The following is a 16128-nucleotide window of genomic DNA, read 5'->3' as shown; positions in this document are numbered from 1 at the left end:
GGGCGGCGGCGCTGGATGCCTTCCATCGCCGCTTCCTCGGCCCCGGCGAACTCGCCTTCGATATCGGCGCCCATGTCGGCGATCGCACCGCGAGCTTCCGCCGGCTCGGCGCCCGGGTCGTCGCTGTGGAGCCGCAGCCGCGCCTCGCCCGGCTGCTGCGGCTGCTCTTCGGCCGCGATGCCGGGGTGGTGCGCATCGCCGCGCTCGTCGGCGCGGCGGAGGGCGAGGCGGTGCTGCGGCTCAACAGCGCCAACCCGACCGTCGCCACGGCCAGCCCCGATTTCATCGCCGCCGCCGATGGCGCGCCGGGCTGGGAAGGCCAGCGCTGGGACATGGCGCTGCCGCGGCCGGTGACGACGCTCGATGCCCTCATCGCCGCGCATGGGCGCCCGGACTTCGTGAAGATCGATGTCGAGGGCTATGAGGCGGCGGCGCTGGCCGGCCTCTCCCTCGCGCCGCGGGCGCTCTCCTTCGAATTCACCACCATCCAGCGCGGCGTGGCGCGGGATTGCCTGGCGCGGCTGGCGACCCTCGGCTACGGCCACTTCAATGCCTGCCTCGGCGAGGGCATGCGCTTCGCCCATGCCGCGCCCATCGGGGCGCAGGCGATGGCCGAGTGGATCGCGGCGCTGCCGGCCGAGGCCAATAGCGGCGATGTCTATGCCGGCCTCGAACCGGCGCGCCTCATGGGCTGAAGATCAACACCAGGAAGACGGCGAAGAGGGTCAGATGCACCGCGCCCTCCAGCGTCGTCGTCCGCGGGCGGGAGAAGGTGAGGGCCGAGAGGATCAGCGTCGTCACCAGCACCACCATCCCGGCCGGCGCGAGGCCGAGCACCACGGGCTGGCCGGTGGCGAGGCCGATCACCAGCACCGCCGGCACCGTCAGCCCGAGCGTCGAGGTGGCGGCGCCGAGGCAGAGATTGACCGCGCGCGTCAGCTGATTGGCCGTGATCGCCCGCAGCGCCGAGATGCCCTCCGGCGTGAAGACCACCATCGCGATCAGCACGCCGCCCAGCGCCGGCGGGGCGCCGAGCACGGCGATGCCGTAATCCAGCACCTTGGCCAGGCTCTTCGCCAGGATGACGATGGGCAGGATATTCGCCAGCAGCAGCGCGAGATGCGGCCAGGTGCTGCCCTGCGGCGGCGGTGCCGGCGGGGCATTCTCCGCCTCCTCCTCCGCATCCATGAAATGGCCGCGGTGCCGCCCGGTCTGCAGCAGGATGAAGATGCCGTAGAGAACCAGGGTGAAGAGCGAGAAGAACCCCGCCTGCAGCCCCGTCAGCGTGCCGTCGGGGGTCGAGCTGGTGAAGTTCGGCAAGACCAGCGCGATGATCGTCAGCGGGATGATGACCGAGAGATAGGCCGCCGCGCCGCGCAGATTGTGGCTCTGTTCCATATGCCGCTGGCCGCCGAGCAGCAGGCCGAGACCGACCACGCCGTTCAGCACGATCATCAGCACCGCGAACATGGTGTCGCGGCCGAGCGTCGGTGCCTCCTGCGCGCCGAGCATGACGGCGGCGATCAGCGCCACCTCGATGATGACGATCGAGAGCGTCAGGATCAGCGTGCCATAGGGCTCGCCCAGCCGGTGCGCCAGATCCTCCGCCTCATGCACCACGCCGAAGGCGAGCCAGATGATCACGCCGAGCAGCCAGGCAAAGAGCAGCGCCGCGAGCATCGGGTCGGCGAGGCCACCGAGCCAGCCGGCGCCGAAGATCTGGAAGGCTCCGACGCTGCCCCAGCCGGCGATCAGCCGGAGGACCATCATGCCCGCCCCGCATAGAGGCGGGTGAGGTCGGCGTCATAGCCGCTGAGCGTCCGGGCACGGCTGCTGCCGGTGGGCGCCAGCCCCGCCAGGGCCACGGCCAGCCGCACGGCGGCCTGGGTGCCATCGACCAGCGGCACCGGCAGATGCGGCTGCAGCACCGGCGCCAGGCCGGCGAGCGGCCCGCCGGCGAGGATCACCACCTCGGCCCCGTCCTGCTCCACCGCCTCGCGGCAGAGGGTGATCAGCAGGTCGCGCCGTTCCTCCGCGACCCGGCCGGGATCGCCGCTGAAGGGCGGGCCCATGCGGAAGCCGCAGCAGCGGGCGCGGAGGCCGTGATGGTCCAGGCAATCCTCGAACATCGGCCGCAGCGCGGCAGTGAAGCTGACCACGGCGAAACGCCGGCCGAGCATGGCGGCGGCATGGAAGGCCGCTTCCGAGATGCCGAGCACCGGCACCTCCAGCAGCTCCTTCGCCGCATCCAGGCCGGGATCGCCGAAGCAGGCGATGACCGCGGCATCATACCCGCCCCGCCGGGCCGAGAGGGCGGCGAGCGTCGCCGGCCCCGCCACCAGCCAATCGGCGCGGGTGACGATGAGCGGCAGGCCATAGGGGGCGGAGACCGCTTCGACCTCGACGCCCGGAGGCGCCACCGCCCGCGCCGCGGCGCCGATCCGGGCCGTGACGCTGTCGGTGGTGTTGCTGTTGACGATGAGGATCCGGGTCATGCGGGGGAGCATAACCCGATTCGGTGATTCAGCTGCGGCGGACCGGCCCCACCGCCAGCCATCCGGCGCCGACCGGCTGGGCGGTCCAGGGTGTCGCGGCGCAGGTATAGAAGGCCTTGCTCAGGCTCGGCAGCGGCTCGCTGGCCTCGCGCGGCGCTTCCCGCGGGGCGGCCCGAGGGGTGGAGGACCGGGCGGCCTCGGCCCGTCGGACCGGGGCCTGGCGCGGGCGCTGGCGGCGCAGCGCGACCTGGCCATAGAGGGCATTGGCCGCCGGGGCCGCACCGCAGCCGAGGCCGGGAGTGACGAGGGAGGGGGCCTCCAGCGCCGGCATGACGGCGCCGCTGGGGGTGGGGAAGCCGCAGACGACGACGAGACCGGCAGTGCCAAGCAGACAGCGCAGCGAGCCAAAGCGAGAGATATCCATGGGTTGGGGGCTCCCATTGTCGGTTCGTCTGAAGGACGGGCCGCTTGTCCGCAACGCCGCTTTCGCCCTCCTGTTGCATCCCGTATCGGTGTAGTCGCGCTTTCATCCTATCGCCCGGCGCGTGGGGAACCGCTGCGGGGTCCGAGGCTTATCCGGGTGACCGCAACGAGGCCGCAACTGGGGACCGGGACGCCATGGCACCTCCGACCGATGACGATGAAGTCGATCTGGGCATCAGCCTGGAGACCGTGGCCACGATCGTGGACCATGCCCGGGCCCTGCAAGGCACCGAGGAGGGCGATCCCGAGCAGCTCTCCGAGGATGACGACAGCGAGGCCGCCCTCCTCCAGGAGGACCCGGACGACATGACCGAGGAGACGCTCGTCGCCTTCATCGACGGGCTGAACCAGGACGAGCAGGCGGCGCTGATCGCCCTGGCCTGGACCGGCCGTGGCGATTATGGGCCCGAGGACTGGGAGGAGGCGGTTCGCCTCGCCACCGAGCGGAACGAGGCGATGGGGGCCGGCGCCTATCTCGTGCAGATGGAGATGCTCGGCGACCTGCTGGCCGAGGGCGTCGCCGCCTTCGGCCTGTCGATCGAAGACATAGAGCGATGATAGGAAAACAATACTAAATCTTCGTCGGCCCGTCAAGCGCCGCGATCTCGCGGATGAGCTTGCGCTTCACCGCCAGGCCGAAGCTCTGGAAATCCTCGGCGACCACGACGAAGGCGCCGGGGCCGCCGATCACATTCTCCCGGTAGTAGTCATCGAGCGGCACAGGCGGCATGCGGCCGAAGGTCGGGCGGTCGTTCACGATCGGCAGGCCGTTGATGGTCACGCCCTCGGCCACCACCCGGTCGCGGGCCAGCTCCACCGGCCCGCCGCTGTTGTTCACCCCATCGCCGGAGACATCGATGACGCGGCGCGACGCCTCGAAGGGGGCGTCGTTCAGCACCCGCAGCGAGAAGTCCAGCGCGCCCGAGATCGAGGTCCAGGAGAGCGAGGCGCGCGGCGCCTCGGCCAGCCGCTCCGCCCAGCCCTGCGCCTCGGCGGCGCCGGCGATGCGGGTCCAGGGGATGACCAGCCGCTGATACTCGGCCCCCGCCCATTCGACATAGGCGAGGCCGATGGCACCCATCATGCCGCCGCGGATGGCCTCGACCACTGCCGGGTCGGAGACGGCGGCACGGTAGCCCTCCCGCTGGAGGCGCGCCTCGTCCTCGTCGACCGAGCGGGAGACATCGACGGCGAGGACCAGCAGCACATCCACCGGTTCGGCCGCGGCCCGGGCATAGGGCGCTGCGGCCAGGGCGGCGCCGGCGGCGAGAAGCAATCGCCGCCGCAGGGGAGAGGGGTGTGGCACCGCCTTGGCCTCCATGACGCTGGATCATCATGGAAGCGCGGCGGGACCGGCCGGTTCAAGCGGGAAGGCCCCCGCCGAGAATTAAAGCCCGGCCAGGAGGGCGGCGGCGACCCGGCCGACCTCCGCCTCGGTCAGGTAGGGGTGCATCGGCAGCGAGAGCACCTGGTCGCAAAGCCTCTCGCTGACCGGGAGCGGCGGCGGCCCGCCCGCGATCCCCGCGGCATGGGCGCCGGCATAGGCCGGCTGGTGGTGCAGCGGCTTCGGGTAATAGATGGCCGAGGGGATGCCGGCCGCCTTCATGCTTTCCTGCACCCGGGCCCGCGCCGCGGCATCGGGCAGGGTGACGGTGTAGATGCCCCAGGCGCTGGTGCTGCCATCCGGCACCTGCGGGGTGCGGACGCGGCCGGCCAGTGCTGCCTCGTACCAGCCGGCGACCCGGGCGCGGGATTTCAGCTCGCCCTCCAGCAGGGGGAGCTTCGCCAGCAGGATAGCGGCCTGGATGGAATCCAGCCGGCCATTCATCCCGGTGCGCTGCACCTCGTAGCGGGTCTTGCCCTCGCCATGGGTGCGGAGCGAGCGGTAGAGCTCCGCCCGGCTCGCGTCATTGGTCAGGATGGCGCCGCCATCGCCGTAACAGCCGAGCGTCTTGGTCGGGTAGAAGCTCAGCGCCGTGGCATCGGCATGGGTGCCGAGCCGGCGGGTGCCGAGTGCGCCGCCGAAGGCCTGGGCCGCATCGTCGAGGGCGAACATGCCGTGCCGGGCGCAGAGCGCCTCGATCGCCGGCCAGTCGGCGGGCAGGCCATAGAGATCGACGCCGACCACGGCGCGGGGGCGCAGCCGGCCTTCCCGCTGCACCAGGGCGAGGCGGTGTTCGAGATCCCGGAGGTCGATATTGAAGCTGGCGGGATCGACATCGACGAAGACGGGCGTGGCGCCGAGGACGAGCGGCACCTCGGCGGTCGCGGTATAGGTGAAGGCGGGCAGGAAGACGGCATCGCCGGGCCCGATGCCCTCGGCCATCATCGCGATCTGCAGGGCATCCGTGCCGGAGGAGACGCCAACCGCATGCTGCGCGCCGGAGAAGGCGGCGAGCGCGGCCTCAACGGCATCGACCTCGGGGCCCTGGATGAAGCGGCCATGGTCGAGGATGCGGGCGATGCCGGCATCGATCTCGGACCGGATCAGCGCCTGCTGGGCCTTCATGTCGAAGAAGGCGATGGGGCGGGGTGCGGCTGTGCTCATGACGGGGGATTAGACCCGCCGGCGGGGCGGGACAAATCACCGAGTTTGTCGCGTTGCAACATCGGACTGGGCCGGTTCCCTCCACCTCCACTCCCCACGACACCGCTGCGTGGCGCCGTGGGGGCCCCGAATGGGCAGGCGAGGGGGAGGGGGATGGGGTGCCGCATCAGGCCGGTTCCATCCAGCGGGGGATGCGGGCGCGGCCGCCGACGATGCGGTGCATGGAGCGGAGCAGACGGAAGAGGCGGGCGGGCGGGAACCAGAGGCGCTTCAGCATGGAGTCGGCGAAGGCCAGATGGATGGGGCGGTAGATTTCGGACAAATCCGGATCGGGGAGGACTTGCGAGGGCGCGGGCAGGGCGGAGAACAGCTTCAGGCGCCTCGCCAGCACGATCGAGCGCAGGCTCCCCATGATGCGGATGGCGCGACGGAAGGCGCAGCAGAGGCGGTGGGCGAGGCTGGCCAGCGCCTCGCGCTTGAGGGCGAGTTCGACCAGCAGCCGGGCCCAGAGCCCCTGCTTGGCCCAGCGACGGTAGCTCCGGCTGACGGTATCCGGCTTGCCGAACTCCTCCGGCAGCAGGCGCCAGGGTGCACGCCCGCCCCGGTGTTTGGTGGTGGCCCAACGGAAGATGGCGTCGAGCCTCTCCCTTGGTGTGCAGTCGAGCGGCCGGCCCCGGTCGTGCAGGCCGCAGCCCATGCCGGCAAGCACCGGCTCCAGCGCGGCCCATTCGGCATCGGTCATCGGCGCCCAGGGCCGGGGCGGGGTCAGTCCCATGATCGGGTCGAGGCAGAGCCGGCGCAGCAGGTCGTGCCGGACCACGAAGTCCTTGGGGATGATGCCGGCGGGGATGGGGTCTGAGCGGCGGCGCTTGCGGCGGCGGAGGAGCATGGGACGCGGGCTCCAGTTGCGAAACCGGAACATAACCAGAACGCACTGACAGCGCAAGTCCCTATTGCGCTACCGCGACGGCCAGCCCGGCGCCGATCTCGAAGGCCCGGCGCAGCGCCCGCTCCCGCGATGGCGCATCCTCATGCAGCAGCAGGTCAGACCCCACCACCGGCGCGCCGCAATAGCCGAAGATCCCGTGGTCGATCTGGGTCCGCATGGCCTCGGCATAGCCGCGCCGCGCCATGGTCCCCGCATCGGCGCCGCCGATGCCGAGGAGCTGCACCGGGAGCCGGCCGAGCCGCTTCTCCGTGCCGCCCCCCGGCAGCTCGGCATAGGCCCAGCCCCCGGTGAAGACCCGGTCGATCCAGCCCTTCAGCAGTCCCGGCATGGACCACCAATAGACCGGGTAGACCAGCACCAGCAGGTCGGCCCGGTCGATCCGCCGCTGCTCGGCGAGGATATCGGGACCCGCCGCACCACGGCCGTTGAACTGCGCGACATCGGTGAGCGTGAAGCGCGGGTCGAACCCCTCGGCAGCGAGATCGGCCAGCTCGCTCGTCGTGTCAGGATGGGTGCCGAGGCCGGCCATCACCTGCCGGGCCACCGCATGGGTGAGGGATGCGGGATCGGGATGCGAGACGACGATCAAGGCATGCATGGGCTTAGCCTCCTGGCGGCTTGGCTCGGGAGCGTGGGTGTTATATACTTTTAGTAAGTTACCTTTGGTAGGTTACTTGTCAAGCATCCCAGGCCTCTCCCCTGGCCCCTCCGCGCGGCGCCGCCTGTCCCGCGAGGAGCGGCATGCGCAACTGATCGACACCGCCCGGCGGCTGGTGCGGGAGGAGGGGACGGATGCCCTGACCCTCGGGCGGCTCGCCGAGCAGGCCGGCGTCACCAAGCCGGTGGTCTATGACCATTTCGAGACCCGCAACGGCCTGCTGGTCGCGCTCTTCCGCGACTACGACGCGCGGCAGACCGCGATCCTGGAGGATGCGCTGGCGGAATGCGGTCCCGGCCTGGCGGCGAGGGCGGAGGTCATCGCCTCGGCGACGATCGGCTGCGTGCTGACCCAGGGGCAGGAGATCCCCGGCGTCGCCGCCGCGCTCGCCGGCGCGCCGGAGATGGATGCGCTGCGGCGGGGCTACCAGTCAGGCTTCATCGCCCGCTGTCGCGCCATCCTGGAACCCTTCACCGAGGGCGGGAGCCTCAGACCGCCGGCCCTCTGGGCCATGCTGGGCGCGGCGGATGCCCTCGCCGAGGCCGCGGCGCGCGGCGAGATCGCGCCGGAGGAGGCGGTGGCGGAGCTGCGCCGCACCATCATCGCCATGGTGGAGCGCGGCCGGCCGGGCGCCTGAGGACCCTCGACAAGCGCCGGCCCGGCGGCTTTGGTGCGGCCCCCGTCACGGAGACCCGCGCATGCCCGACCCCATCGCCCTCGGCATCATCGGCTATGGCATCATGGGCGAACGCCTGCTGCGCGCCGCCCTGGCCCATGCGGGCGAGAGCGTCCGGCCGGTCGGCGTCTGGGATCCCTCGCCGGGGGCGGCGGCACGGCTGCCGGAGGGCGTGCCGATGCTGGACTCGGCCGCGGCGGTGATCGCGGCCTGTGACTGCCTCTACATCGCCGCGCCGCCGGCGGCGCATGTGCCGCTGGCCGAGGCCGCGCTGGCGGCAGGCAAGGCGGTATTCCTCGAGAAGCCCCTGGCGACCGACCTCGCCGAGGCCCGCGGCTTCGTCGCCCGGGCCGAGGCGGCGGGGGCGCGGGCGGCGGTGAATTTCCCCATGGCCTCCTCGCCGGCGGTGCGGCAGCTCGCCGCCTGGCAGCGCGACCTGGTGCCGGCGCGGCTGGCGATCGAGGTCGGCTTCGCCACCTGGCCACGCGGCTGGCAGCAGGATGCGGCCGGCTGGCTGGCGCGGCGGGCGGAAGGCGGCTTCACCCGCGAGGTGGTCTCGCATTTCCTCTTCCTCACCCGCCGGCGGCTCGGGCCGCTGGCGCTGGAGGAAGCCTCCGTCACCTACCCGCCCGGCGACGGCGCCGAGACGGCGATCCGGGCGCGGCTGACCGCGGGTGGCGTGCCGGTCGAGCTCTCGGGCGGCGTCGGCACCACGGCGAAGGACGACACCAATGCCTGGGTGCTGAACGACGCCATCCGGCTGCGCGACTGGTCCATCGCCGAGCGGCGCGGCGCGGATGGCGCCTGGGCCCCGGCGCCGGATGCGCTGCCGAATGAGCGGATGCGGCCGCTGGTGCTGCGCGACCAGCTCGCCGGCGTCGCCGCGATGACCCGCGGGCAGCCGCACCACCTGGCGACGCTGCGCGAGGCGCTGGAGGTGCAGGAGGTGGTGGAGGCGGTGCTGGCGGCCCGGTAAGGCCAGGGAAAGGGTCGCGGGGCGGCTACTGCGCCGCCCGCGACCCCTCGCCCTCGGCATTGTGGGTGAATTCCGGCACCAGCCGGCCGAGATGCGCCAGCGCCGCGCGGGAATTGCCGCTGCGGCAGGCGGCGGCGATCTCGTCGATGGCGCGGCCGACCAGCGCCGGGTCGGCGGTGCGCGGCGTCGCCATCAGCAGGCCGCGGAAGTCGGTCGGGCGCGGCGGCTCCTGGCCGTGGAACAGCTCCTCATAGAGCTTCTCGCCGGGGCGGAGGCCGGTGAAGCGGATCTCCACATCCTCCTCCGGCCGCAGCCCGGCCAGCCGGATCATCCGCCGCGCCAGGTCGACGATCTTCACCGCCTTGCCCATGTCGAGGACGAAGATGCCGCCCTCGGCCAGCTCCTTCGGCTGGTCGGCGCGGTCCTCGGCGCCGATGACCGAGGCCTGGAGGACGAGGCCCACCGCCTCCCGCACCGTCATGAAGTAGCGGCGCATGTCGGGATGGGTCACGGTCAGCGGCCCGCCGCGCTCGAGCTGGCGGCGGAAGAGGGGGACGACCGAGCCGGTCGAGCCCAGCACATTGCCGAAGCGGACTGTGACGCAGCGCATGCCGCCCTGGGCGCGGGCCTCGCGCTCCAGCGCCTGGCAATACATCTCGGCCAGCCGCTTGCTGGCGCCCATGACGCTGGTCGGGTTCACCGCCTTGTCGGTCGAGATGAAGACCATCGCCGAGCAGCCGGCGGCCCGCGCCGCATCCGCCACGATCCGGGTGCCGAGGGCATTGGTCAGCAGCCCCTCCAGCGGGTCGTTCTCGACCATCGGGACATGCTTCAGCGCGGCGGCGTGGAAGACCAGCTCGGGGCGCAGCTCCTCGAACAGCCGGCGCATGCGCGGCTCGTCGCGGATATCGGCGAGGACGGCGCGGCGGGGGACGTCCGGGTGCCGCTCGCGCAGCTCGAGGTCGATCTCGTAGAGCGCGTATTCGCCATGGTCGAGCAGCGCGAGCTGGGAGGGGCCGAGGGCCGCGACCTGCCGGGCCAACTCGCCGCCGATGGTGCCGCCGGCGCCGGTGACGAGGACGCGGCGGCCCTGGATCAGCCGCGCCATGCCCTCGCGGTCCAGCGGGATCACCGGCCGGTCCAGCAGGTCCTCGATGACGACGGGGCGGAGCTGGAGGGGCAGCGCCTCCTTCCGCTCCAGCCGCTCCTCCAGCCGGCGCTGGGCGGGGTCGAGCGTCGTGATGGAGGGGGCGCGGCGGACCGGGACGCCGTGGCGGTCGGCGGCATCCAGCAGCCGCTCCAGCGCGAGGCCCTGGACATGGTGCGTGGTGAGCACGATCAGCGCCGGCAGGCGGTTCTCGTCCCGCATGCGGTCGAGGACCGCCGGGATCTCATCCGCCGTGCCGAGGATGGGGTGGCCCATGATGCGCCGCCCGGCCTGGCGCGAGCGCATGGAGAGGATGCCGATGACGCGGTAGCCCGGATTCCTCTCCTGCGCGAGGCCGCGGATGAAGAGGTTGGCGCCATCCCCCGCGCCGACCAGCAGCACCGGCTGGGCGGTGCCCACGCCCTCGGCGCCGCGGCGCATATGGTGCAGCCGGCCAGCGACGCGCGGGGCGCCGAGCAGCACGCCGAGGGTGATGGCATGGATCAGCGGGAAGGCCGGGTTGGGCGGCGACCAGGCCTCCAGCAGATGCAGGCCGAGGGTGAAGAGCAGCGCGCCGGCCAGCGCCGCGGCGCCGATGCCGAGCAGGTCCGTCAGCCCGGCATAGCGCCAGTATTGCTGCGGCAGCCGCACCGGCAGCCCGGCGGCGAGCAGCGCCAGCGCCGCGCCAGGTAGCGCACCGAGCCACCACAGCGGCTCGGGCGGCCAGGCGCCAGGGGCGGCGAGCAGCATCGCCAGCGGCAGGGCCGCACAGGCGAGAAGGCTGTCGAGCAGCAGGTTCAGCAGGATACGTTGCGGCGCGCGGCGAGCCATGCCGCCGCTATAGGACGCGCGGCGCGGCTTGGCTATCGGAGAGGCAGGCCTCAGCCCGCAGCCGCTTTGCGCGGCCGCCCACCCCGCCGGCCATTGGCCCGCGCGGCCGCGGCCTTGGCGCCGCCGCGGGCCTTGCCGCCGGCCGCGCCGAGCCGGGCCGCCATCCAGCCCGGCGAGCCAAGCACCCCGTCCAGCAGCGCGGGCAGATAGAGGTCGGCATCGAGCCGCGGGAAGTGGATCCCGAGTCCGAGGGCATCGATCTCGATCTCCGACAGATCCTCCGGCTTGGCGCCTTGCAGCCCTTCGGCGTCGCGCGGCGCGAAGCCGATCTCGATGCCCGTGGTCAGCCGCAGGATGACCCGGTCGCGCCCGGCATCGTAATGCGCGGCCTCGGCCCGCGGCCCGCGCAGCCGGGCCTCGCCGCGCTCGCGGGCTGTCTCGAAGGCTTCCGTCGTCAGCTCAGGCTCCGCCATGCCACCGCCTCCAGGCCTCCAGCAATGAGGTCCGGTGCGCTGCGACCAGCCGCAGCACGCGCCGGGCTTCCGCCTCCTGGCAGCCTATCGCCTCGCGCAGCTCCGGCCCCAGCAGGTTGACCACTACGACCCAGCCCGGGCCGACGACATGGATATGGGCTGGCGGATGGTCATTGGGATAGACCACGAACCGCAACCCCTCGATGCGAAGGACGGTGGGCACGGGGAGCCTAGCCGAAACCCAAGCCCTTCGGAAGCGGGCGCGAATCCTTCAGCAGCCGGCGATAGAGCGCGACCAGCCGCGCCGCCTCGCCGGCCCAGGCATAGTCGGTGGCAGCGGCGCGGCGGCCGGCTTCGCCGAGGAGGGCGCGGCGGGTCGGATTCTCCAGCCGGCGGATGGCGTCGGCGATGGCGCCGGGGTCGGCGGTCTCGACCAGCTCGCCGCAGGCGGCGGCGCTGACGATGCCGGCGACCTCGGTGGCGAAGGCGGGGGCGATGACCGGCAGCCCGGCCTGCATGGCATCGAACAGCTTATGCGGCAGGGCGAGGCGGTGGTTCTCCTCGCCCGGCTGGAACAGGATCAGGGCGATGTCGCATTCCGCCAGCCGCGCCAGCGCCTCGGGCTGCGGCAGCCAGCCTAGGCATTCCACCCGGTCGCCGAAGCGGGCGGCCCGGGCGCGGAACTCGGCCTCCGACCCATCGGTGAAGCGGCCGATCAGGCGGAGGCGCGTCCCCTCCGGCAGCAGGGCCAGGGCGTCCAGCATCTGCGGCCAGCCGCGGCTGCGGGTCATGGCGCCGGCATGGACCAGGGTCAGCGGGCCGGGGCGGTGGCAGCGCGGCGTGACGGCGGCGGGCAGGGCGTAGTTCCGCACCGCGAGCGTCCGGGCGGGGGCGGCGAAATCCCCGGCCAGCCCATCCTTCGCCACCACCACCGCATCGGCGGCGCGGCCGGCCAGACGGCAGAGCAGCCGCAGCGCCGCCCGCGCCACCGGCCGCAGCGGCGCGGCCAGGCGGGAATCGAGCCGGGAGGGATAATGCTCATGCACGTCGAGCACGACCCGGGCGCCGCTGCGCCGCGCGGCCAGCAGGGCGGCGGCCCAGGCATCCGGCTCGCTGGCATGCAGCACCGTGGCGCCGCTGGACGCGGCCCGGGCGGCGAGGCGCGGCAGGTAGCGCAGCCTGCCGCGCCAGCCGGGCGGGCGGCGATAGGTCTCGATCGAGACGCCCGCCAGGGCGGTGGGCGCATCCTCGGGCCCGGGGGCGAGGTGGCAGACCGGCCAGCCGGCGGCGGCCAGCGCCGCGCCCTCCTTCCGCACCACGCGGATATCGTCATGGGGATGCGCGGCCGAGAGCAGCAGGATCATCCGGCGCACCAGGGTTGCTCGGCGAGATGCGCCACCATCCGTTCCCCGGCCCGCCCGTCCCAGAGCGGAATCGGCCGGGCGCGCGGCCAGGCGCCGGCGAGGACGGTGGCGACCGCCTCCGCCAGGGCATCCGGCGCGACGAGGCGGTTGCCGCCCGCCTCCAGCGTCACCGGCCGTTCGGTGGAGGGGCGGAGGGTGAGGCAGGGCAGGCCGAGCACCGCCGCTTCCTCCTGCACCCCGCCGCTATCGGTGGCGACCAGTCGGGCGGCGGCGAGCAGCGCCAGGAAATCCGGATAGGGCAGCGGCGGCAGCACCAGGACACCCGGCGGCGGGGCGAGGCGATGCGTGGCCAGCCGGGCGGCGGCTCGGGGGTGCAGTGGCCAGGCCAGCGGCAGCAGCCGGGCGGCGGCGGCGAGGCCATCGAGCAGCGCGGCGAAGGCGGCCGGGTCATCCACATTGGCGGCGCGATGCAGGGTGACGACGCCGTAGCCACCGGGTGCGAGGCCCTCGGGCAGCGGCCGGTCGCGCGCCTCCGGCAGGCGGCGCAGCAGCGTGTCGATCATCGCATTGCCGACGGCGCGGACCTGCCCATGCCCCTCGGCGGCGAGGCGGGCGGCGCTGGCGGCATCGGGGGCCCAGTGATGGGTGGCGATGGCATCGATGGCGCGGCGGTTGATCTCCTCCGGCATGTCGGCATCGGCGCAGCGCAGCCCGGCCTCCAGATGGATCAGCGGCAGGGCCAGCTTGCGGGCGGCGAGTGCGGCGGCCAGCGTGCCATCGACATCGCCGGCGACCACCACGGCGGCGGGACGGCGGGCCGTCCAGCACTCCGCCGCCGCCATCATGGTGCGGCCGGTCAGCGCCGCATGGCCGCCGCAGGCGATGCCGAGGCGAATCTCCGGCTCCGGCAGGCCGAGTGCCGCCAGATGGCCGCCGAACAGCGCCGGGTCGTGGTGCTGGCCGGTATGCAGCAGCGCCGGGCGCAGCGGCAGCCGGGCCTCGGCCAGCGCATGCCACAGCGCCGCCAGCTTCGGCAGGTTGGGCCGGGCGGCGGCGACCAGGTGCAGCTCCCTCACGCCGCCGCCTCCAGCACCGCGCAGAAGCGCTCGGCCAGCAGGCGCCGGTCCCAGCGCTGCTCGGCCTGGGCCCGGCCAGCGCGGCCGAGCGCGGCGCGGCGATCGGGATCGGCGGCCAGCCCATCCAGCGCCGCGGCCAGCGCCGCCGGATCGCCGGGCGGCACCGCGATGCCGCAGGGGCCGAGCGGATCCGCCTCCAGCAGCCTTGCGGCGCGGCCGCCGGCATTGGAGACCGTGGGCAGGCCGGCCGCCATGCAGTCCATCAGCTTGTTCGGCGCGGTCCATTCGGCGAAGGCCGGGACCGGCGCCAGGCAATGCAGCCCGATCTGGCTGGCGGCCAGCAGCGCGGCGAGGCGGGGCTTCGGCATCGGGTCGAGGAAGCGGAGATTGGGCAGCAGGCGCGCGGCGGCCATCAGCCGCGGCCGCTCCGCGCCCTCGCCGACCAGCAGGATCAGCAGGCGGCGGTCACGCAGCAGGGCCGCCGCCTCCAGCAGCTGGAACAGGCCATTGGCCGGGCCATGCGCCCCGGCATAGACGGCGAGCAGCGCCTCCGGCGGGATGCCGGGCGGGCGCCAGGGCCGGATGCCGGGACCGAAGAGCGCGAGGTCGCAGCCATTGGGCAGCACCGCGACCTGCCGGGCGCCGCGGGCGCGGGCGGTCTCCGCCATGCCCTCCGACAGGGCGATGACGGCGCGGGATTCGCGGCAGGCGGCATCCGCCACCCGACTCATGGCGCGCCAGAGCGCCGGGCCGCCCACCCCCATGGCGCGGGGCAGTTCCGGCCAGGGATCGCGCATCTCATAGACGAAAGGCAGCCGGCGGAGGCGCCGGGCGGCCAGCGCCGGCAGCACCACGCTGAGCGGGGTGGAGCTGGCCAGCACCAGGTCGAACCGCCCGGCCAGCGCCAGCGTCGTCGCACGGGCGGCATAGCGGAGGAAGGCGCGCGACCGGGCCGCCGCGCCTTGGACATTGCCGCAGGGGATGGCGAATTCCACCACCCGGAAGCCGGCCACCGCGCCCTCCCGCCTGCCGCGGCGGAAGGGGCCGGCGAGGCCGGTGACCGCCCCGGCATATTGGCCGCAGGCCAGCGTCACCTGATGCCCGCGCGCCGCCAGCGCCCCGGCCATGGCGAAGCTCCGCGTCGCCGTCGCACCCTCGGGCGTCGAGAAATGCTGGTGCAGGTAGAGAAGGCGCAATCAGGCGTTCCACAGGCCGCGAAGGATGCCGATGACCCGCGCCTGCTGCGCGGCGCCGAGGGCGCTGCCGGAGGGCAGGCAGAGGCCCTGTTCGAACAGCTGGGCGGCGACCGCGCCGCCGGCGCGCGGGGCGCGGCGGAAGGCGGGCTGCAGATGCATCGGCTTCCAGACCGGGCGGCTCTCGATCCCCGCCGTGGCGAGGGCGAGGCGCGCGGCCTCGCGCCCCGGCGCGCCTGCCGCCGGGTCGAGGGTGAGGGCGGTCAGCCAGCGGGTGCCGCGGCTCCAGTCGGGTTCCGGCATGAAGGCGATGCCCGGCAAGTCGCCGAGCCCGGCCTGGTAGCGCGCGAAGATGGCGCGGCGGGCCTCGACCCGCGCCGGCAGGGCGCCGAGCTGGGCGAGGCCGACCGCGGCGAGGATGGAGGAGAGGCCGTAGGAATAGCCGGTAGTCTCGTGTTGGTAATGCGGCGCCGCCTCCTTCGCCTGGGCGGCGAGGCGGCGGGCCTCGGCGATCAGCGCCGGGTCGTCGGAGGCGAGAGCGCCGCCGCCGCCGGCGGTGATGATCTTGTTGCCGTTGAAGCTGAAGGCGGCGAGCCGGGCGCCCTGGCCGGCCGGCCTGCCGCGCCGGGTGGCGCCGAGGGATTCCGCGCTGTCGCAGAGCACGGCGACGCCCCAGCGGTCGCAGAGAGCGGTGATGGCATCGAGGTCGCAGCTCTGGCCGAAGAGATCGACCGGGACCACGGCGCGGGGCAGGCGGCCGGCGCGGGCGGCGCGGGCCAGTTCGCGTTCCAGCAGGTTCGGGTCGAGGGTCCAGCTTTCCTCGGCGACATCGAGGAAGCGGGGGCGGGCGCCCATCTGTACCGCAGGAGCGATGGTGGCGACATAGGTGAGGGTGGCGGTCCAGACCTCGTCCCCCGGCACCAGGCCGAGGACCCGGTAGCCGAGATGCAGCGCGGCGGTGCCGGAGGCGGTGGCGAGAACCTGCGGCAGGCCGAGGACGGGGGCGAGGGCGGCCTCGAAGGCGGCGGGGACCGGACCGGCCGGGGCGATCCAGCCGGATTCGAGGGTGGCGGCGAGGCGGTGGATTTCCTGCCCGGTCAGCTGGGGGGGCGAGAGCAGGATCGGCTCGGCGGCCGGGCGGGTCGGGCGGCGAAGGGCCGGCGGGGCAACGGGCACCGCCTGGGCGATGGGCATGGGTTGGCTCTCGTTGCGTTAGCAGACCATACTATAGACGCAACGAATCGACCCGGGCGCAAGAG

General features: G+C 73.6%; 17 protein-coding genes and 1 pseudogene. 4 read left to right on the top strand and 14 right to left on the bottom strand.

The annotated features are described in order from the left end of the window. Positions 1 to 41: 41 nt before the first annotated feature. A pseudogene (locus JMJ55_RS24830) lies at positions 42 to 695 on the top strand (FkbM family methyltransferase); the annotation flags it as partial. Here the strand turns inward: JMJ55_RS24830 and JMJ55_RS24825 are convergent. Genes JMJ55_RS24825 through JMJ55_RS24815 form a run of 3 tightly spaced genes read right to left on the bottom strand, consistent with a single transcriptional unit; the run spans position 685 to position 2919 of the window. Continuing rightward, positions 685 to 1770, bottom strand: coding sequence for a calcium:proton antiporter (locus JMJ55_RS24825; protein ID WP_202828307.1), 1086 nt, complete (start codon positions 1768 to 1770; stop codon positions 685 to 687). The pseudogene JMJ55_RS24830 and the gene JMJ55_RS24825 sit on opposite strands and share 11 nt — an antisense overlap. Next, positions 1767 to 2495: an aspartate/glutamate racemase family protein gene (locus JMJ55_RS24820; RefSeq protein ID WP_202828306.1), complete on the bottom strand. Its 729-nt coding sequence runs from the start codon at positions 2493 to 2495 to the stop codon at positions 1767 to 1769. Before JMJ55_RS24820 ends, JMJ55_RS24825 begins: the two co-directional genes overlap by 4 nt. Positions 2496 to 2523: 28 nt before the next feature. After that, positions 2524 to 2919, bottom strand: coding sequence for a hypothetical protein (locus JMJ55_RS24815; protein WP_202828305.1), 396 nt, complete (start codon positions 2917 to 2919; stop codon positions 2524 to 2526). Between the two features lie 194 nt (positions 2920 to 3113). Between JMJ55_RS24815 and JMJ55_RS24810 the strand changes: the two genes are divergently transcribed. After that, on the top strand, positions 3114 to 3536 hold the full coding sequence (locus JMJ55_RS24810; RefSeq protein ID WP_202828304.1) for a DUF3775 domain-containing protein: 423 nt from the start codon (positions 3114 to 3116) through the stop codon (positions 3534 to 3536). Positions 3537 to 3549: 13 nt separating this feature from the next. Here the strand turns inward: JMJ55_RS24810 and JMJ55_RS24805 are convergent, their stop codons facing one another. From JMJ55_RS24805 to JMJ55_RS24790, 4 genes are all read right to left on the bottom strand, one after another. Continuing rightward, on the bottom strand, positions 3550 to 4299 hold the full coding sequence (locus JMJ55_RS24805) for a DUF1194 domain-containing protein (RefSeq protein ID WP_202828303.1): 750 nt from the start codon (positions 4297 to 4299) through the stop codon (positions 3550 to 3552). A gap of 66 nt (positions 4300 to 4365) precedes the next feature. Next, positions 4366 to 5526 carry a DegT/DnrJ/EryC1/StrS family aminotransferase gene (locus JMJ55_RS24800; RefSeq protein WP_202828302.1) on the bottom strand — a complete coding sequence of 387 codons (1161 nt, stop codon included), beginning with the start codon at positions 5524 to 5526 and terminating at the stop codon, positions 4366 to 4368. 166 nt (positions 5527 to 5692) lie between these two features. Further along, positions 5693 to 6415, bottom strand: a complete 723-nt coding sequence (locus JMJ55_RS24795; RefSeq protein WP_328702773.1) for a transposase — start codon at positions 6413 to 6415, stop codon at positions 5693 to 5695. A gap of 61 nt (positions 6416 to 6476) precedes the next feature. After that, on the bottom strand, positions 6477 to 7073 hold the full coding sequence (locus JMJ55_RS24790) for an NAD(P)H-dependent oxidoreductase (RefSeq protein WP_202828301.1): 597 nt from the start codon (positions 7071 to 7073) through the stop codon (positions 6477 to 6479). A gap of 76 nt (positions 7074 to 7149) precedes the next feature. Here JMJ55_RS24790 and JMJ55_RS24785 point away from each other — a divergent pair, with 76 nt between their 5' ends. Both JMJ55_RS24785 and JMJ55_RS24780 read left to right on the top strand, forming a co-directional pair. After that, on the top strand, positions 7150 to 7770 hold the full coding sequence (locus JMJ55_RS24785) for a TetR/AcrR family transcriptional regulator (RefSeq protein ID WP_236034020.1): 621 nt from the start codon (positions 7150 to 7152) through the stop codon (positions 7768 to 7770). 61 nt (positions 7771 to 7831) lie between these two features. Beyond that, on the top strand, positions 7832 to 8785 hold the full coding sequence (locus tag JMJ55_RS24780) for a Gfo/Idh/MocA family protein (RefSeq protein ID WP_202828299.1): 954 nt from the start codon (positions 7832 to 7834) through the stop codon (positions 8783 to 8785). Positions 8786 to 8810: 25 nt separating this feature from the next. Here the strand turns inward: JMJ55_RS24780 and JMJ55_RS24775 are convergent, their stop codons facing one another. The 7 genes from JMJ55_RS24775 to JMJ55_RS24745 are packed head-to-tail and all read right to left on the bottom strand — an operon-like array spanning position 8811 to position 16063. Further along, a complete protein-coding gene (locus tag JMJ55_RS24775; protein WP_202828298.1) occupies positions 8811 to 10763 on the bottom strand; it encodes a polysaccharide biosynthesis protein in 1953 nt (650 codons plus the stop codon). 50 nt (positions 10764 to 10813) lie between these two features. Further along, complete coding sequence (locus JMJ55_RS24770) at positions 10814 to 11236, bottom strand: DUF2442 domain-containing protein (protein ID WP_202828297.1); 423 nt, start codon at positions 11234 to 11236, stop codon at positions 10814 to 10816. Then, positions 11223 to 11459, bottom strand: a complete 237-nt coding sequence (locus JMJ55_RS24765) for a DUF4160 domain-containing protein (RefSeq protein ID WP_202828296.1) — start codon at positions 11457 to 11459, stop codon at positions 11223 to 11225. Before JMJ55_RS24765 ends, JMJ55_RS24770 begins: the two co-directional genes overlap by 14 nt. Positions 11460 to 11466: 7 nt before the next feature. After that, the gene (locus JMJ55_RS24760) at positions 11467 to 12600 is read right to left on the bottom strand and encodes a glycosyltransferase (RefSeq protein WP_236034026.1); all 1134 of its coding nucleotides are present in this window, start codon (positions 12598 to 12600) and stop codon (positions 11467 to 11469) included. Next, the gene (gene wecB, locus JMJ55_RS24755; protein WP_328702772.1) at positions 12597 to 13676 is read right to left on the bottom strand and encodes a non-hydrolyzing UDP-N-acetylglucosamine 2-epimerase; all 1080 of its coding nucleotides are present in this window, start codon (positions 13674 to 13676) and stop codon (positions 12597 to 12599) included. Before wecB ends, JMJ55_RS24760 begins: the two co-directional genes overlap by 4 nt. Continuing rightward, a complete protein-coding gene (locus JMJ55_RS24750) occupies positions 13673 to 14872 on the bottom strand; it encodes a glycosyltransferase family 4 protein (RefSeq protein WP_202828294.1) in 1200 nt (399 codons plus the stop codon). The genes wecB and JMJ55_RS24750 overlap by 4 nt, the downstream gene beginning before the upstream one ends. Then, positions 14873 to 16063 (bottom strand): DegT/DnrJ/EryC1/StrS family aminotransferase, encoded by a 1191-nt coding sequence (locus tag JMJ55_RS24745; protein ID WP_202828293.1) that lies wholly within the window; start codon positions 16061 to 16063, stop codon positions 14873 to 14875. It abuts the gene before it with no gap. Between the last annotated feature and the right edge of the window lie 65 nt (positions 16064 to 16128).

The organism is Belnapia mucosa (assembly GCF_016775475.1).
GTDB classification, from domain to species: Bacteria; Pseudomonadota; Alphaproteobacteria; order Acetobacterales; family Acetobacteraceae; genus Belnapia; species Belnapia mucosa.
Note: the sequence above shows the minus strand (reverse complement) of the source record. Positions and strands in the feature narration are given on the sequence as shown.

Bases quoted from the DNA above. Each gene is read 5' to 3' on its own strand.
- JMJ55_RS24825 (WP_202828307.1), bottom strand. From the start codon at position 1,770: ATGATGGTCCTCCGGCTGATCGCCGGCTGGGGCAGCGTCGGAGCCTTC.
- JMJ55_RS24820 (WP_202828306.1), bottom strand. From the start codon at position 2,495: ATGACCCGGATCCTCATCGTCAACAGCAACACCACCGACAGCGTCACG.
- JMJ55_RS24815 (WP_202828305.1), bottom strand. From the start codon at position 2,919: ATGGATATCTCTCGCTTTGGCTCGCTGCGCTGTCTGCTTGGCACTGCC.
- JMJ55_RS24810 (WP_202828304.1), top strand. From the start codon at position 3,114: ATGGCACCTCCGACCGATGACGATGAAGTCGATCTGGGCATCAGCCTG.
- JMJ55_RS24805 (WP_202828303.1), bottom strand. From the start codon at position 4,299: ATGGAGGCCAAGGCGGTGCCACACCCCTCTCCCCTGCGGCGGCGATTG.
- JMJ55_RS24800 (WP_202828302.1), bottom strand. From the start codon at position 5,526: ATGAGCACAGCCGCACCCCGCCCCATCGCCTTCTTCGACATGAAGGCC.
- JMJ55_RS24795 (WP_328702773.1), bottom strand. From the start codon at position 6,415: ATGCTCCTCCGCCGCCGCAAGCGCCGCCGCTCAGACCCCATCCCCGCC.
- JMJ55_RS24790 (WP_202828301.1), bottom strand. From the start codon at position 7,073: ATGCATGCCTTGATCGTCGTCTCGCATCCCGATCCCGCATCCCTCACC.
- JMJ55_RS24780 (WP_202828299.1), top strand. From the start codon at position 7,832: ATGCCCGACCCCATCGCCCTCGGCATCATCGGCTATGGCATCATGGGC.
- JMJ55_RS24775 (WP_202828298.1), bottom strand. From the start codon at position 10,763: ATGGCTCGCCGCGCGCCGCAACGTATCCTGCTGAACCTGCTGCTCGAC.
- JMJ55_RS24770 (WP_202828297.1), bottom strand. From the start codon at position 11,236: ATGGCGGAGCCTGAGCTGACGACGGAAGCCTTCGAGACAGCCCGCGAG.
- JMJ55_RS24760 (WP_236034026.1), bottom strand. From the start codon at position 12,600: ATGATCCTGCTGCTCTCGGCCGCGCATCCCCATGACGATATCCGCGTG.
- JMJ55_RS24745 (WP_202828293.1), bottom strand. From the start codon at position 16,063: ATGCCCATCGCCCAGGCGGTGCCCGTTGCCCCGCCGGCCCTTCGCCGC.